At 75.8% G+C, this 16,112-nt stretch carries 10 protein-coding genes; 3 read left to right on the forward strand and 7 right to left on the reverse strand.

The features are described from left to right. Window positions 1-37 precede the first annotated feature (37 nt). Window positions 38-1,921 carry a Na+/H+ antiporter NhaA gene (gene nhaA / locus PSR1_RS04615; RefSeq protein ID WP_059436459.1) on the forward strand — a complete coding sequence of 628 codons (1,884 nt, stop codon included), beginning with the start codon at window positions 38-40 and terminating at the stop codon, window positions 1,919-1,921. Here nhaA and PSR1_RS04620 read toward each other — a convergent pair. The 6 genes from PSR1_RS04620 to PSR1_RS04645 all read right to left on the reverse strand — a co-directional run bounded on the left by PSR1_RS04620 (window position 1,918) and on the right by PSR1_RS04645 (window position 10,920). Further along, entirely contained in the window at window positions 1,918-5,589 is a 3,672-nt protein-coding gene (locus PSR1_RS04620; protein ID WP_082100137.1) for a phosphoketolase, read from the reverse strand. The genes nhaA and PSR1_RS04620 overlap by 4 nt on opposite strands. 95 nt (window positions 5,590-5,684) lie before the next feature. After that, complete coding sequence (locus tag PSR1_RS04625; protein WP_059436460.1) at window positions 5,685-6,836, reverse strand: ABC transporter permease; 1,152 nt, start codon at window positions 6,834-6,836, stop codon at window positions 5,685-5,687. After that, entirely contained in the window at window positions 6,833-7,975 is a 1,143-nt protein-coding gene (locus tag PSR1_RS04630) for an ABC transporter permease (RefSeq protein ID WP_059436461.1), read from the reverse strand. The genes PSR1_RS04625 and PSR1_RS04630 overlap by 4 nt, the downstream gene beginning before the upstream one ends. Continuing rightward, the gene (locus PSR1_RS04635) at window positions 7,972-8,940 is read right to left on the reverse strand and encodes an ABC transporter ATP-binding protein (protein ID WP_059436462.1); all 969 of its coding nucleotides are present in this window, start codon (window positions 8,938-8,940) and stop codon (window positions 7,972-7,974) included. The genes PSR1_RS04630 and PSR1_RS04635 overlap by 4 nt, the downstream gene beginning before the upstream one ends. After that, entirely contained in the window at window positions 8,937-9,869 is a 933-nt protein-coding gene (locus PSR1_RS04640; protein WP_059436463.1) for an ABC transporter ATP-binding protein, read from the reverse strand. The genes PSR1_RS04635 and PSR1_RS04640 overlap by 4 nt, the downstream gene beginning before the upstream one ends. Window positions 9,870-9,879: 10 nt before the next feature. Beyond that, window positions 9,880-10,920, reverse strand: a complete 1,041-nt coding sequence (locus PSR1_RS04645; protein WP_059436464.1) for an HlyD family secretion protein — start codon at window positions 10,918-10,920, stop codon at window positions 9,880-9,882. Between the two features lie 281 nt (window positions 10,921-11,201). Between PSR1_RS04645 and PSR1_RS04650 the strand changes: the two genes are divergently transcribed. Further along, entirely contained in the window at window positions 11,202-12,512 is a 1,311-nt protein-coding gene (locus tag PSR1_RS04650) for a TolC family protein (protein ID WP_059436465.1), read from the forward strand. A 13-nt stretch (window positions 12,513-12,525) separates the two neighbouring features. Then, window positions 12,526-13,875, forward strand: coding sequence for a PAS domain-containing sensor histidine kinase (locus PSR1_RS04655; protein ID WP_059436466.1), 1,350 nt, complete (start codon window positions 12,526-12,528; stop codon window positions 13,873-13,875). A gap of 54 nt (window positions 13,876-13,929) precedes the next feature. Here the strand turns inward: PSR1_RS04655 and PSR1_RS04660 are convergent, their stop codons facing one another. Beyond that, window positions 13,930-16,083: a M3 family metallopeptidase gene (locus tag PSR1_RS04660; protein ID WP_059436467.1), complete on the reverse strand. Its 2,154-nt coding sequence runs from the start codon at window positions 16,081-16,083 to the stop codon at window positions 13,930-13,932. Window positions 16,084-16,112 lie beyond the last annotated feature (29 nt).

Below are 16,112 nucleotides of genomic sequence, written 5' to 3' on the forward strand. Positions count from 1 at the left end.
TGCCCGACGCGCTCGCCCCGCCCCGGAAGGCCGCCCGATGAGCGCGTCCGCTCCCCTGCCGGTGCGGCTCGATCGGCCGGTGGACCCGGCGCGGGACCACGTGCTCGGCGACCCCGGCGCGGACCTGACGCTGGTCGAGTACGGCAGCTACGCGTGCCCGCACTGCCACGCCGCCCATGAGGTCGTCGCCGAGCTGCGCGACCGCCTGGGGGCTCGCCTCCGCTACGTGTTCCGCCAGCGCCCCATCCGCGCCGAGGCGGCCCGGCCGGCGGCCGAGCTGGCCGAGGCGGCCGGGCTCGCCGGCGATCGCTTCTGGCAGGCGCACGACCTGCTCATGCGCCGGGGGCCGTCGTTCGCCCCCGGCGAGCTGGACGCGATCGCGCGCGAGCTGGGGCTGCCGCCGCGCGAGGGCGGCGCCGGCCCGTGGGAGGCGGCGGCGGCGCGGGTGCGCGAGGACGTGGAGAGCGCGCGCCGGAGCGGCGTCCACCTCACGCCGACGTTCTTCATCGGCGGCCGCCGCTACGAGGGGCCGTGGGACGCGAGCTCGCTCACGGAGGCGCTGCTCGGCTCGCTCGGCCACCGGCTGCACGCGGCGACGGTGGACTTCGCGCGCTGGGCGCCCTCCACCGGCCTGCTGCTGCTGGCCGCGACCGCGCTCGCGGTCGCCATCGCGAGCTCGCCGGCGGGCGCCGCGTTCACCGCCGGGTGGCAGGCGCCGCTCGGGCTGTCGCTGGGCGGCCACGCGTTCGCGCTGCCGCTGGTGCAATGGGTGAACGACGGCCTGCTCACGCTCTTCTTCCTGGTGGTGGGGCTCGAGATCAAGCGCGAGCTGACCGTGGGCCGCCTGGCGCGCTGGCGCGCCGCCGCCCTGCCCATGGCGGCGGCGATCGGCGGGATGGCCGCGCCCGCCGCGCTGTACCTGCTCGTGGTCCCGGCCGGCCCGCTCGCGGCGGGGTGGGGCACGACCATCTCGACCGACACCGCCTTCGCGGTCGCGATCCTGGTGCTGCTCGGCGATCGCGTGCCGGTGGACCTCCGGGTGTTCCTCACCGCGGCGGTGATCGTGGACGACCTGGTCGCGATCGCGGTGGTGGCGCTGTTCTACTCCGGCGCGGTCTCCGTGCCGTGGCTGCTCGCGGCGGCGGCGGTGACCGCGCTGCTCGCCGGGCTGAACCGCGCGTCGATCTCGGCGGCGCCGCCCTACGCCGCGCTCGGCGTGCTGCTGTGGGCCTGCCTCCACGCGGCGGGGCTGCACCCCACGCTCGCCGGGGTGATCCTGGCGGTGGTGACGCCGACCCGGCCGCCGCCCGACCTCCGCGCGCTCACGGGGCAGGCGCAGGCGGTGCTCGAGGCGGAGCTGCGCCGGGCGCGCGAGGGCGTGCTGCGCCACGGGCCCTCCGAGCCGGCGCTGCGCGCGCTCGACGCCATCCACGATCGCATCGAGTCGCCCGCGAGCAAGCTGCTCCGGACCCTCGACCCGTGGGCGAGCTACGCGGTGCTGCCGGTGTTCGCGCTCGCGAACGCGGGCGTGGCCTGGGTGCCGGGCGCGCTGGACGGGCGCGGGCGGCTGGTGGCGGCCATCGTGCTCGGCCTGGTGGCCGGGAAGCCGCTCGGCATGGTGGTGGCGGCGCGGCTGGCGGTGCGCGCCGGGCTGGCGGTGAAGCCGGCGTCCTACGCGTGGCGGCAGCTCGCCGGCGCCGGGGCGCTCGCCGGCATCGGGTTCACCATGTCGCTGTTCATCGCCGGCCAGGCCTTCCCGGACCCGGCCGACTTCCGCGCCGCCAAGATCGCCATCTTCGCGGCGTCGCTGCTCGCCGGCGTCCTCGGCGCGCTCGTGCTCTGGCCGCGGCGCGCGGCCGAGGCCGCCGCGGACGAGGTCCCGGCGCCCGAGGGCTCCGAGGTGGACGCGGCGAGCGGCTAGCGGGGCGCCAGGCGCCCGCCGGGCCAGGTCCAGCCCGCGTCCTCCGGCGCGTCCACGCCGTGCTCGTGCGCGTACATGCGCGCCGCGAGCTGCCGGTTGCGCAGCCGCTCCTTGGCGTGCGCGCCGGTGGCGCGGAGGCGCGGCACGCGGTCGATGACGTCCATGGCCAGGCTGAACCGGTCGATCTGGTTGTCGATGGCGAGCTCGAGCGGCGTGTCGATGCTGCCCTTCTCCTTGTAGCCGCGCACGTGCAGGTTCGGGTGGTTGCGGCGGCGGTAGGCGAGCCGGTGGATGAGCCAGGGGTAGCCGTGGAAGTTGAAGATGATGGGCCGGTCGGTGGTGAACAGCGAGTCGAAGTCGCGGTCGGAGAGGCCGTGCGGGTGCTCGGTGTCCGGCTGCAGCGTGAACAGGTCCACCACGTTGACGAAGCGCAGCTCGAGGTCCGGGAACGCCTCGCGCAGCAGCGCGGTGGCGGCCAGCGCCTCCAGCGTGGCGACGTCGCCGGCGCAGGCCATCACCACGTCGGGCTCGGCGCCCTCGTCGCTGCTGGCCCAGTCCCAGATCCCGATCCCCTTGGCGCAGTGGGTGACGGCCGCGTCCATGGGCAGGTACTGCAGGTGCGCCTGCTTGTCGGCCACGATCACGTTCACGTAGTCCTCGCTGCGCAGGCAGTGGTCGGCCACCGAGAGCAGGCAGTTCGCGTCGGGCGGCAGGTAGATGCGGGTCACCGCGGCGCTCTTGTTCACCACCACGTCCAGGAAGCCCGGGTCCTGGTGGGTGAAGCCGTTGTGGTCCTGCCGCCAGACGGTGGAGGTGACGAGCAGGTTCAGGGAGGCGATCTCCTCGCGCCAGGAGAGCTGGTTGCAGATGGAGAGCCACTTCGCGTGCTGGTTGAACATCGAGTCGATGATGTGGACGAACGCCTCGTAGGTGGAGAGCAGGCCGTGGCGGCCGGTGAGGAGGTAGCCCTCCAGCATCCCCTCCAGCGTGTGCTCCGAGAGCATCTCCACCACGCGCCCGTCCGGCGCGAGCCGCCCGCCGTCCTCGTCCTCGGGGAAGCGCTCGGCGAGCCACAGCTTCCGCGAGGCCTCGTAGACCGCGTCGAGCCGGTTGGAGCTGGTCTCGTCCGGCCCGAACAGCCGGAAGCGGGTCGGGTTCTGCCGCATCACGTCGCGCAGGAACGCGCCCAGCGGGCGCGTGTTCTCGGCCCGCGACTCGCCCGGCGCGGGCACCGGCACCGCGTACCCGCGGAAGTCGGGGAGCAGGAGCGCCTTCTTCAGCACCCCGCCGTTCGCGTGCGGGCTCGCGCCCATGCGGCGCTCGCCCCGCGGCGCGGCCTCCCGCACCAGCGGCACCGGCGCGCCGGACGCGTCGAACAGCTCCTCCGGCCGGTAGCTGCGCAGCCAGCGCTCGAGCAGCGCCAGGCGCGCCGGGTCGTCCTTCACGCGCGGGATGGGGACCTGGTGCGCGCGCCACGAGCCCTCCAGCCGGTGGCCGTCCAGCTCCGCCGGCGCGGTCCAGCCCTTCGGCGTGCGGAGCACGATGGCGGGCCAGCGCGGGCGCGCGGCGTTCCCGGTGCGGCGCGCCTCGAGCTGGGCGCCCCGGATCAGCTCGACGCACCGGTCGAGCGTGGCGGCCATGGCCTGGTGCATCGACTCCGGCTCGGAGCCCTCCACGAAGAACGGCGTCCAGCCGGCGCCGCGCAGCAGCGCGTCCAGCTCGTCGTGGCCGATGCGGGCGAGCAGGGTGGGGTTGTCGATCTTGTAGCCGTTCAGCGACAGGATCGGCAGCACCGCGCCGTCGCGGATCGGGTTCAGGAACTTGCTCACGTGCCAGGAGGTCGCGAGCGGCCCGGTCTCGGCCTCGCCGTCGCCCACCACCGCGGCCACGATCAGGTCCGGGTTGTCGAACGCGGCGCCGCAGGCGTGCGAGAGCACGTACCCCAGCTCGCCGCCCTCGTGGATGGAGCCCGGGGTCTCGGGCGTGCAGTGGCTCCCGACGCCGCCGGGGAACGAGAACTGGCGGAAGAACCGGCGCAGCCCCTCCTCGTCCAGGCTGCGGTCCGGGTAGACCTCGGAGTAGGTGCCCTCGAGGTAGACCGGGCCGAGGACGCCGGGCGCGCCGTGGCCGGGTCCGGCCATGAAGAGGAGCTCGGTGCCGCGCAGCCGGATGAGCCGGTTCAGGTGCGCGTACGCGAACGACAGCGCCGGGCTCGCGCCCCAGTGGCCGAGCAGCCGGTGCTTCACGTGCTCGGGCCGCAGCGGCTCGCGGAGCAGCGGGTTGTCGCGCAGGTAGATCATGCCGGCCGCGAGGTAGTTGCAGGCGCGCCAGAACGCGTCGATGCGCCGGACCTCCTCGGGCGCGAGCGGCCGCTCGGAGACGGTGGCGCGGGCGGGGCCGTACGCGGACAGCGCGGCGGCGCCCGCCGGGACGGCGGGGTTCGAGGTCACGTGGCTACCCTCCCTGTCGCGCGGCGGCGCGCGCTCGAGCAGCGCCCGGGCCTGGCGCGCGATGGTCAGCTCCTCGTCGGCCCGGACCACCCAGGCCGAGGCACGGCTGCCGGCGGCCGAGACGCGCGGGCCGCCGGCCGCGTTCGCGTCCGGATCGAGCTCCACGCCCAGCCAGGCGGCGTCGCGGCAGACGCGCGCGCGGATCCCCGGCGCGTTCTCGCCGATGCCGCCGGTGAACACGAGCGCGTCGAGCCCGCCCAGCGCGGCCGCGGCGGCGCCCACCTCGCGGCGGATCCGGTACACGAACAGGTCCACCGCCAGCCGGGCGCGCGGGTCGGGCGAGGCGAGCAGCGTGCGCATGTCGGCGGAGAGGCCGGACACGCCGAGCAGGCCTGAGCGGTCGTAGAGCAGCGCCTCGATCTCCCGCGCCCGCAGCCCGCGCTCGGCGGAGAGCCACAGCAGCGCGCCCGGGTCGATCGCGCCGCAGCGCGTGCCCATCACCAGGCCGTCCAGCACGCTGAAGCCCATGGTGGCGCCGAGGCTGCGCCCCGCCTGCAGCGCGCACAGGCTCGCGCCGTTCCCGAGGTGCAGCGCCACGGCGCGCCCGGAGGCGGCCGCGGGGTCGAGCGCCGGGAGCGCCTCGGCCACGTGCTGGTAGGAGAGCCCGTGGAACCCGTACCGGCGCAGGCCCGCCTCGTGCAGCGCCTCGGGGATGGCGAACCGCTGGTACAGCGGCGGCGCGGTGCGGTGGAACGCGGTGTCGAAGCACGCCACCTGCGGCACGTCCGGCAGCAGCTCGCGCACGGCGCGGATGGGCGAGAGGTTGTGCGGCTGGTGGAGCGGCGCGAGCGGGACGAACGTCTGCAGCCGGGCGAGCACCTCGTCGGTCACCCGCGCCGGCCCGTCGAACACGGTGCCGCCGTGCACCACCCGGTGCCCCACGCCCGCGAGCCTGCGCCCCCCGAGCGCGCCGTTCACGAGCTCGAGCACGGCCCGCAGCGCCGACGCGTGGTCGACGTGCGCGCTCGCCGGCCAGGTGCGCTCGGCGGCCAGCTCGCCGCCCGGGCCGCGCGCCAGCAGGTGCGGCTCGCCCTCGCCGCCCAGCCGCTCCACCTTGCCCCGCAGCTCGGCGGCGAGCGCGCCGTCCGCCCGCCCGGCGAAGAGCGCGAACTTGATCGAGGACGACCCGGCGTTGAGGACGAGGATCCGCTCGGACATGGCGCGCCGCCGGTGCTCATACTGCGCCCCGCCGCCGCGGCGGTCAGCGGAAGTCGGGTCGCACCCCGCGCGGTAGGCCGGGCCCTCCTGCCCGGCTAGCCCAGGGTCTTGCGGAAGCGGAGCGCGGACAGGACGAAGATGGTCGAGCCGATCACGGCGAGGGCCGTGAGGGGGACCGCCAGGTCGACGAGCCCCGCGCCCCGCAGCAGCGAGCCGCGCATCACGGTGGCGAAGTGGCGCACCGGGTTCACGAAGGTGATGGCCCGCAGCCAGGCGGGCATCGCCGCCACCGGCGTCATGACGCCGGAGAGCAGCAGCGCCGGGACGAGGAACAGGAAGCCGCCCAGGAAGGACTGCTGCTGGTTCTTCGAGATGGTCGAGATGAACAGGCCGACCCCGAGCGTGGTGAGCAGGTAGAGCAGGGTGCCGAGCGCCAGCACCGGGAGCGGCCCGCGGATGGGCACGCCGAAGATGGCGGTGGCGGCCCCGACCAGCAGCGCCAGGTTGAGGAAGCCGATGATCACGTACGGCGCGATCTTGCCGGCGAGCAGCACCGCCGGGCGGATGGGCGTGACCAGCACCTGCTCCAGCGTGCCCATCTCGCGCTCGCGCGCGAGCCCCATCGCGCTCACGATGGTGGTCACCACCACCAGCAGCAGCGCGGCGATGCCCGGGACCATGTAGGGCGGCGAGTCGAGGCCGGGGTTGTAGAAGAGCCGCGGCACCAGCGCGAGCTGGCCGGGCGCCGTGGCGCCGCGCGCCGCGAGCGCCTCCCGCGCCAGGCGCTCCCCCTCGCCGGCGAAGTAGCGCGCCACCGCGTCGGCCGCGACGGTGGAGCGGTTCGGGTCGGCGCCGTCGATGAGCACCTGCACCTCGGCCGGGCGGCCGGCGGCGAGGTCGGCGGCGAGCCGCTCCGGGAACATCACCGCCGCGGCGGCCTCGCCGCGGTGCACCCGCCGCTCGGCCTCGATCGCGGAGGCGGTGTCGCCGGCGCGGATCAGCGTCCCGTCGGCGAGCAGCCGGCGCGCGTGCTCGCGCGAGACGTCGGTGCGGTCGCGGTCCAGCACCACGGTGCGCACCCGGTCCACGTCGAAGTTGGCCGCGAACCCGAACACCACCGTCTGCAGCAGCGGCGCGACCACCAGCACCGCCATCATGCGCTTGTCGCGCGCGGTCTGGCGGACCTCCTTGCGGAACACCGCCAGGAACTGCACGCGGGCCGAGGGCCGGGGGCGAGGGGCGGTCACGCGAGCCTCCGCTTGAAGCGGGCGGTGGAGAGCGCGATCACCAGCAGCGCGAACACCACCACCGCGAGCAGGTCCGGCCAGAGCACGTCGAGGCCGTTGCCCTTCAGCAGGATCTCGCGGAGCGCGTGCACCATGTAGCGGGCCGGGATCACGCGGGAGAGGAGCTGCAGCGGCAGGGGCATGTTCTCGATGGGGAACACCATGCCGGAGAGGAGCAGCGAGGGCAGCAGCGCGGAGATGAGCCCCACCTGCGTGGCGAGGAGCTGGTTCTTGGTGACCACCGACACGAGCAGCCCCTGGCCCAGCATGCCCACCACGAAGAAGAACCCCATGGCGATGAGGAGCGGCGGCTTGCCCATGACCGGCACGTCGAACACCGCCGCCCCGAACGCGATGACGAGCAGCAGCTCGAGCATGGCCAGCACCAGGTACGGCAGGAGCTTCCCGAGCACGATCTCCAGCCGGCCCACCGGCGAGGCGAAGAGCTGCTCCATCGAGCCGCGCTCCCACTCGCCGGCCACCGTGAGCGTGGTGAGCAGGATGGCGGTGATCGCGAGGATGTACGCGGCCAGGCCGGGCACGAGGAACAGGGCCGAGCGCGCGGCGGGGTTGTAGAGCGTCCGGACCTTCACCGAGAGCGGCGGCGCCGCGGGCGCCAGCGCCGCGGCGGAGAGCCGGCGGGACTCGGCGCGCACCAGCGCGTCGGCCTTGGAGAGGAGCTGGTTCGCCGAGCTGACGTCCGAGGCGTCGGCGAGCAGCTGCAGCTCCACCGGCTCGCGCCGGGCCAGCCGCTCCTCGTAGTCCTCCGGGATCACCAGCACGGCGGCGGCGTGGCCCCGCCGGAACAGCCGGTCCGCGTCGGCGGGCGCGACCTCGCCCGCGAGCGCCAGCTCGCCGCTCTCGGTGAGCGTCCGGACCAGCGCGCGAGAGGCCTCGCTCCGGTCGGCGTCGGCGACCGCCAGCGGGATCCGCTCCAGGTCGGTGGTCACGCCGTAGCCGAACAGGAACAGCATCACCACCGGCATGACCAGCGCCAGGTACAGCGTGCGCGGGTCGCGCAGGACGTGGATGGTCTCCTTCTGCGCCATGGCGCCGATGCGCACCAGCGACCGGCGCACCCGCTCCCTCGACCCGGTCACGGCGAGCCCTCCTCGCCGCGCCCGCCGGCGCCGACCACCGCCAGGAACACGTCCTCGAGCGTCGGCTCGGCGGCCTCCACCACGACCTCCGAGGCGCCGCCGGCCCGCAGCGCGGCCGCCGCGTCCTGCTCGGAGAGCGCGCCCGGCTCGACGCGCAGGTGCAGCGCCGCGCCGAAGCGCATCACGTTCTTCACGCCGGGGAGGTCCCGCGCCCGCTCGACCGCGCGCGCCAGGTCCCGGCCGCGCGCCACGAGCAGCCGCTCCGGCACCCACCGCGCCTTGAGGCCGGCCGGGGTGTCCAGCGCCACCAGCTTGCCGTCCACCATGAGGCCGATGCGGCGGCAGTACTCGGCCTCGTCGAGGTAGTGGGTGGTGACGAACACGGTGGTCCCCTCGCGCGCGAGATCGCGGATCACGCGCCAGAACGTCCTGCGGGCGACGGGATCGACGCCGGCGGTGGGCTCGTCCAGGAACAGCACCTGCGGCCGCTGGAGGATGGCGGACGCGAGCGCCAGGCGCTGCCGGACGCCGCCGGGCAGGTCGCCGGTGATGGCGTCGCCCGCGTCGCCCAGGTCGGCGAGCGCCAGCACCTCGTCGGCGCGCCGCTCCAGCGCCTTGCCCCACAGCCCGTACGCGCCGCCGAAGAAGATCAGGTTCTCGCGCACCGGCAGGTCGAGGTAGAGCGAGAACTTCTGCGACATGTAGCCGATGGAGGCCTTCACCCCCTCCGGCTCGGTGGCGAGGTCGTGGCCGGCCACGCGGCCGGCGCCGGACGTGGGCGCGAGCAGCCCGGTGAGCATGCGGATGGTGGTGGACTTCCCCGCGCCGTTCGCGCCCAGGTAGCCGAAGATCTCGCCGCGCTCGACCTCGAAGCTGACGCGGTCCACCGCCAGGAACGCGCCGAAGCGGCGCGTCAGCTCGCGCGCCTCGACGGTCGGCGCGGCCGTGGCCGTGGCCGGGGTCACGCGGCCTCCCGGATGCGGGCCAGGAACAGGTCCTCGAAGTCGGGGTGGGTCGGCTCCAGCCCGGCGCCGAGCGGCGCGACGGCCCGCGCCACCTCGTCGCGCGCCCCGCGCGCGATCACCACCCGCAGGCGCGCGCCCGCGGGCGAGGCGGCCAGCACCGCCGGGTGCGCCGCCAGCGCCGCGTCGAGCCGCTCGCGGTCGCCGCCGTGGACCTCGTACGCCTCGTCCTCGAACCGGGCGATGAGCGCGCCCGGCTCGCCGTCGAGCAGGGCGCGCCCGCGGTGCACCAGGGCGACGCGGCTGCAGCGCTCGGCCTCGTCCATGTACGGGGTGGACACCAGGACGGTCATGCCGCCGTGCACGAACTCGTGGAGCAGCGCCCACAGCTCGCGGCGCGAGACCGGGTCCACGCCGTTGGTCGGCTCGTCGAGGAGCAGCACCTCGGGCTGGTGGAGCAGCGCGCAGGCGAGCGCGAGCTTCTTGTACATGCCGCCGGAGAGCGCGTCGGCGCGGCGGTCGGTGAAGCGGTCGAGGCGGGTGATGGCGAGGAGGCGCTCCTTGCGCTCCCGGTACACCGCGCGCGGCAGCACGTACAGCCGCGCGAAGAAGTGCAGGTTCTCCTCCACGGTGAGGTCGCGGTAGAGCGAGTACTGCTGCGGCATGAGCCCGAGCCGCTCGCGGTTCGCGCCGGAGAGCGGGTCCGCCCCCAGCACCTGCGCCTCCCCGCCGTCGAGCGCGAGCAGGCCGGCCAGCGCGCGGATGGCGGTGGTCTTCCCGGCGCCGTCCGGGCCGACCAGGCCCAGCAGCTCGCCGCGCGCGAGCTCGAACGACAGGCCGTCGAGCGCGGCGGTGGCGCCGAAGCGCCGGACCATCGCGCGCGCGATCACCGCGGGCCCGGCGCCGGGGGAGGGGGAGGGCTCGTGCGTCATGGCGCGCGCCTCAGCGGCCCGTCCCGAGCAGCGTCACCTGCACCGGCATGCCGGCCCGGAGCTTCGCGTCCCGGTTCACCACCACCACCTCCACCGGGTAGACCAGGCGGTCGCGGTCGGTGCGGGTCTGGATGTTCCTGGGGGTGAACTCGGCCTCCAGCGAGACCGTGCGCACCGTCGCCTGGAACCGCTCGCCCGGCCACGCGTCCGCCACCACCTCCGCCTTCTGCCCCGGCTTCACCGCGCCGATCTCGGCGTTCGGCAGGTAGAAGGTGGCGGTCACCTCGGACAGGTCCACCAGGCGCGCCAGCACCGCGCCGGGCGGCACCAGCTCGCCGGCCTCGTGCGGCAGCGTCTGCACCTCGGCGTCGCGCGGCGCGCGGAGCTCGCACTCGCCGGCCAGGATCCGGGCGCGCTCCACCGCCGCCTCGGCCGCGCGCACCTGCGCCAGCGCCGCCTGCGCCTGCGAGGCGGTGGCGCCGGTGGTCACCGCGGCGGCCCGCGCCTGCTCGGCGCTGGCGGACGCCTGCGCGCGCGCCGCGAGCGTCTGCTGCGACAGCTGCGCGGCGCTCGCCTGGGTCAGGTCGATGTTCGAGGCCGCCACGTCCTGCGGGAGGTTCGCGAGCCGGCGCGCCTGGCGCTCCGCCGCCTCCGCCTGGGCGGCCACCGCGGCGGCCTGCGCCCGCGCCGCCTCCTCCGCGGCGCGCGCCGCCACCCGCGATCGCTCCGAGGCCTTCACCTGGGCCATGGCCGCGGACGCCTGCGCCCGCGCCGCCGCCAGGCGGGCCTCGGCCTCGGCGAGCGCCGCCTGCGGGTCGGCGCAGTCGAGGCGCACCAGCAGCTCGCCCGCCTTCACCGACTGGCCCTCGCGCACCTTCAGCTCCAGGACGCGCGCGCCCACGCGCGACGAGAGCTCGACCACGGTCCCCTCCACCTCGCCCGACCCGCCCGACGGCGCCGACAGGGCGCGCGCCTGGCTCCACAGGCGATAGCCGATGAGGCTGCCCAGCACGAGGGTGAGCACCACCAGGACCGCGACGACTCGTCTCATGTCTGCTCCCTCCGCGGTGGATTCCGCGGGCTGCGCCCGGTCCCTTCGCAAGACGCGTGCCGCGCCGCGGCGGGCGCCCGCAAGCCGCCTGGACGCGGCGTTGCGCCCCGCGCGTCGGCCCTCCGGCGTAGGAGAACCGACGCGGCGTAAGGGAATCCGAACGCGGCCGCCCGGGCCGCGCGCCGAAACCTCAGCCGCGCAGCGGTTCCCCGCGCCGGCACCGTCCTTGCTCTCCTCCGCGCCCGGCGGCGCCACCCCCGCGCCGCGCCGGAGAACGCACCGTGAACACGTCGATCCTCCTCGCGCTCCTCCTGTCCGTGCCGGCCACCGCCCCGGCGGCGACGCCGGCGGCCCCGCCGGACGCCGCCCCCGAGCTGACGCTCGAGGCCGCGCTCCGCGAGCTGGACGCGCAGAGCCTGACCCTGGTGCAGGCGCGCAGCCGCGCCGGCGAGGCGGGCGCGCTGGTCCGCCAGTCCGCGGCCGCGCTCCTGCCGACGCTCTCGGCCCAGGGCACCTACTTGAAGAACAGCGAGGGCGTCACGCTGGCGCTGCCGGGCGGGCCCGAGCGCGTCATCCAGCCGGACGAGTCGCTGAGCGTGACCGCGACCGCGCGCGTCCCGCTGGTGGTCCCCACCGCCTGGTTCGACCTCGCGGCCGCGCGCGACGCGGCGCGCTCCGCGGAGCTGGGGGCCGAGGCGACCCGGCGCACGCTCCGCACCGGGTTCGCGCAGGCGGCGCACGGCGCCGCCTCGGCGGAGGAGGTGGTGGCCGCGTCGGAGCGCGCCGTCGAGAGCGCGGCCGAGCTGGTGCGGAGCGCGGAGCGCCGGGTGGCGGCAGGGACCGCCGCGCCGCTCGACGTGCTGAAGTCGCGCACCGAGCAGGTGAAGCGCGAGGGCGATCTCGTGGCGGCGCGCGCGAACCTGGAGCGGGCGCGGCTCGCGCTCGGGATCCTGCTCGGGCGGAAGGAGCCGGTGCGGGTGGTGGTGCCGGACGGCGCCGCCGCGCCCGCGCCGGAGCTGGACGTGCCCGCGGAGGCGCTGGCCGGCGAGGCGCTCGAGCGCCGGCCCGAGATCGCGGCCCAGGACGCGCAGGTCGCGGCGGCCGAGGCGGGCGTCCGCTCGGCGTGGGCGCGGCTCGTGCCGCAGCTCTCCGCCTCCGGCGCGGCGTTCGCCGCGGACACGCCCTACGTCACCGGCGAGAAGGACGGCTGGCGCGTCACGCTCGACCTCACCTGGCAGCTCTACGACGGCGGCTTCCGGTACGGGAAGCGGCGCCAGGCGGAGGCCCAGGTCACCGGCGCGCGCGCGGGCGCCGAGGCGCAGCGGCTGGCGGTGCGCCAGGAGGTGGAGGACGGGCGCCGCGACCTGCGCGTCGCGCGCGAGCGGCTCCGGCTCGCGCAGACGCAGTCCCAGCTCGCCGGCGAGACGGCCGCCTCGGCGCGCCGCTCGTTCGAGGCGGGGATCGCGTCGAGCCTCGACGTGATCGACGCGAACGACCGCCAGTACCTGGCCGAGATCGGCCTGGCCGACGCGCGCGCGCGGCTCGCGCAGGCGCGGCTCGCGCTCGGGCGCGCGCTGGGGCGGGACCTGTAGCGCCGGGGCGGCCATGCGCGCGGCGGCGATCACGGCGCGGCGGCGGGCGGGCTCGGGCCCGCCGCTGCCCGAGCGGATCCAGCGGGAGGAGTTCTCGAGGCTGTTCGGGCGGCTGCTCACGTTCCGGGTGTGGGTGCTGCTGCCGGTGCTGCTGCTGGTCGGCTGGGTGGTGTGGATCGACCCGTCGCCCTGGCGCCGCGCGGTGCTGCTCGGCGCGCTGGTGGCGGTGTCGACCTTCTTCGTCCGGGAGCTGCTCGCGTTCCGGGCGGGCGGGGCGGGGCAGCGGTCGGTGAACCGCAACGTGCTGCTCGCGACGTTCGGGCAGCTGGTGGTCTCCTTCGCGACGGGCGGCATCGACAGCCCGTTCCTGCCCGCCGCGCTGATGCTGGCGGTGATCCCGGCGATGCTGGTGGAGGGGCCGGTGCGCTGGCTCGTCCCCGCCATGCAGCTCTCGGGCGTGCTGACCCTGGCGGCGCTGGGGGCGAGCGGCGCCATCCCCGATCTCAACCTGGCGGCGTTCGGCGGCGGCGCGCGCGTCGGCGCGGGGACCGCCTACCTGTGGGCCGACGCGGCCCTGCTCTGCCTCATGCTGGCCGGCGTCCACGCCCTCGGGAACGGGCTGCGCCACGCGTACCAGGCCGTCCTCCGGCGCCAGCTCGCCGCGCAGGAGGACGCCCTGCGCGCGCACCAGGAGCGCGCCGCCGAGCTGGTCGAGCTGTCCGGCGAGATCGCCCACGAGCTGAAGAACCCGCTCGCCAGCGTGAAGGCGCTCGCGGCGCTGCTGCGCCAGCAGCTGCCGGACGGCAAGGGCGCCGAGCGGCTGGAGGTCCTCCGGCACGAGGTGGACCGGATGCAGGCGGTGCTGGAGGACTTCCTCAACTTCTCGCGCCCGCTCGTGCCGCTCTCGCTCGCGCCGTGCGATCTCGGCGCGCTCTGCCAGGAGGTCGCGGCGCTGCACGAGGGCGTCGCCTCCGAGCGCGGCCTGGCGCTGTCCGCCGACGGCGACGGCGTGGCCGTGCACGCGGATCGCCGCAAGCTGAAGCAGGTGCTCATCAACCTGGTGCAGAACGCGCTGGACGCGAGCCCGCCGGGCGGGGAGGTGGTGCTCGAGGTCGCGCCCGCCGCCGGCGGGGGTGCGCGCGTGCGCGTGCTGGACCGCGGCGCCGGCGTGGACCCGTCGCTCGGCGACGCCGTGTTCGAGCCCGGCGTGACCAGCAAGGCCAAGGGGTCCGGCCTGGGCCTCACCGTGGCGCGCGCCATCGCCCGCCAGCACGGCGGCGAGGTCTCGCTCGCGCCCCGGCCCGACGGCGGGACCGCCGCGGAGCTGGTCCTCCCGGCGCGCCCGGCCGCGCCCGGGCCGTAGCCGGCGCGATCCGCGATCCCGGGAGGAGGATCGCGGATCGCGCGCCGGAGGCGGCTACCGCGGCCCGGCGGCGGGCTGCGCCGGCGGCACCGGGAACCCGCGCTTGCGCATGAGCGCGCCGATCCCGGGGTCGCGCCCGCGGAACGCGCGGTACGCGTCGGCGGGATCCACCGTGTTCCCGGCGGAGAACACGTGCTCGCGCAGGCGGGCCGCGACGGCCCGGTCGTACGGGCCCTTCGCCTCGGTGAACGCCTCCCAGGCGTCGGTGCTGAGCGTGTCGGCCCAGAGGTAGCTGTAGTAGCCGGCGGAGTAGCCGTCGCCGGAGAACACGTGGAGGAAGTGCGGCGGGCGGTGGCGCATCACCACCTCGCGCGGCATGCCGAGCGCGCCGAGCGTCTCCTGCTCGAACGCGGCCGGGTCGATCTCGGCCGGGCCGGCGAGATGCATCCTCAGGTCCACCAGCGCGGCCGAGAGGTACTCCACGGTCGCGAAGCCCTGGTTGAAGGTGGACGCCTTCTGGATCTTCGCCACCAGCGCGCGCGGCAGCGGCTTGCCGGTCTTCACGTGGCGCGCGAAGCGGTCCAGCACCTCCGGCGTCTCGAGCCAGCGCTCCAGGAGCTGCGAGGGGAACTCCACGTAGTCGCGCGCCACCGCGGTGCCGGAGAGCGACGGGTAGACGACGCTCGAGGCCAGGCCGTGGACGGCGTGCCCGAACTCGTGGAACAGGGTCTGGGCGTCGGTCCAGCTCACCAGCACCGGCTCGCCCGGCTTCCCCTTCACGAAGTTCGCGTTGTTCGAGACGATGGTCGGGATCTCGCCGTCGAACCGCTCCTGCGCGCGGTACGCGTTCATCCACGCGCCCGAGCGCTTCCCGTCGCGCGCGTACGGGTCGAAGTACCAGCGGCCCACGTGGCGGCCCTTGCCGTCCTTCACCTCCCAGACGCGCACGTCGGGGTGGTACACGGGCACGCCCTTCGCCGGCGTGAAGTGCAGGTCGAACAGCCGGCCCGCCACCCAGAACATCGCCTCGCGCAGCTTCTCGAGCTGCAGGTAGGGCTTCACCTCGTTCTCGTCGAGGTCGTACTTCGCCTTGCGCACCTTCTCCGCGTAGAAGCGGTAGTCCCAGGGCTCGATGGTGATGCCCGCGCCCTCGCGGTCGGCCACCGCCTGCATGTCGGCGACCTCCTCGCGGACGCGCGCCACCGCCGCCGGCCACACCGCCTCCATCAGCGCCATGGCGCGCTCGGGCGTCTTCGCCATGGAGTCCTCGAGCCGCCAGTGCGCGTGCGTCGGGTAGCCGAGCAGCTTCGCGCGCTCGGCGCGGAGCTTCAGGATCTCGGTGATGGCCGCCTTGGTGTCGTGCGCGTCGCCGTGGTCGCCGCGGCTGGTGAAGTCGCGCCAGACCCGCTCGCGCAGGTCGCGGCGCTCCGAGTAGGCGAGGAAGGGCTCGACGCTGGAGCGCGTGTTGAGCACCGCCCACTTGCCGGGCTTGCCGCGGGTCGCCGCCGCGGCCGCCATCCCGGCGCGCACGCTCGCCGGGAGGCCCGCCAGCGCCGCCTCGTCCTCGAGGACCAGGGTGTACCCGGACTCGTCGGCGAGCACGTCCTGCGAGAACTTCGTGTACAGCGTGGCGAGCCGCTCGTTGACGGCGGCCACGCGCTGCTTCGCGGCCGGATCGAGCTTCGCGCCGGCGCGGACGAACGTCGTGTAGTAGAGCCACGCGAGCCGCTTCTGCTCGGGCGTCTTGCAGGACGTGTCGCGCGCGTCGTAGACCGCCGCGATCCGCGCGAACAGCTTCTCGTCCTGGGTGATGCGGTCGTCGAAGGCGGCCAGCTTCGGCGCCAGGTCGCGCTCGACGGCCTGGAACTCCGGCGTGCTCATCGCGCTGGAGAACACGCCGAACACGGTCATGGCCCGGTCGAGCGCCCGGCCGGAGCGCTCCATCGCGGCGAGCGTGTTGTCGAAGGTGGGCGCGGCCGGGTCGGCGGCGATCGCCTCGACCGCGGCGAGCTTCGCGGCCATGCCGGCCTCGATGGCCGGGGCGAGCTGCTCGACGCGCGCGACGTCGAACGGCGGGACGCCGCCGTGCGGGCCCGCCCAGGGGGCGAGCAGCGGGTTGTTCACGGGGACCTCCGCGCGCGCGGGGGCCGCGGGCGGGCTGGAGAGCAGGACGAGCTGTGCGAGCGCGCTCGCGACGAGTGCCGACATGGACGACCTCCGCGCCGAATGGCGTCGAG

The organism is Anaeromyxobacter sp. PSR-1, assembly GCF_000964525.1.
Taxonomy (GTDB): Bacteria; Myxococcota; Myxococcia; order Myxococcales; family Anaeromyxobacteraceae; genus Anaeromyxobacter.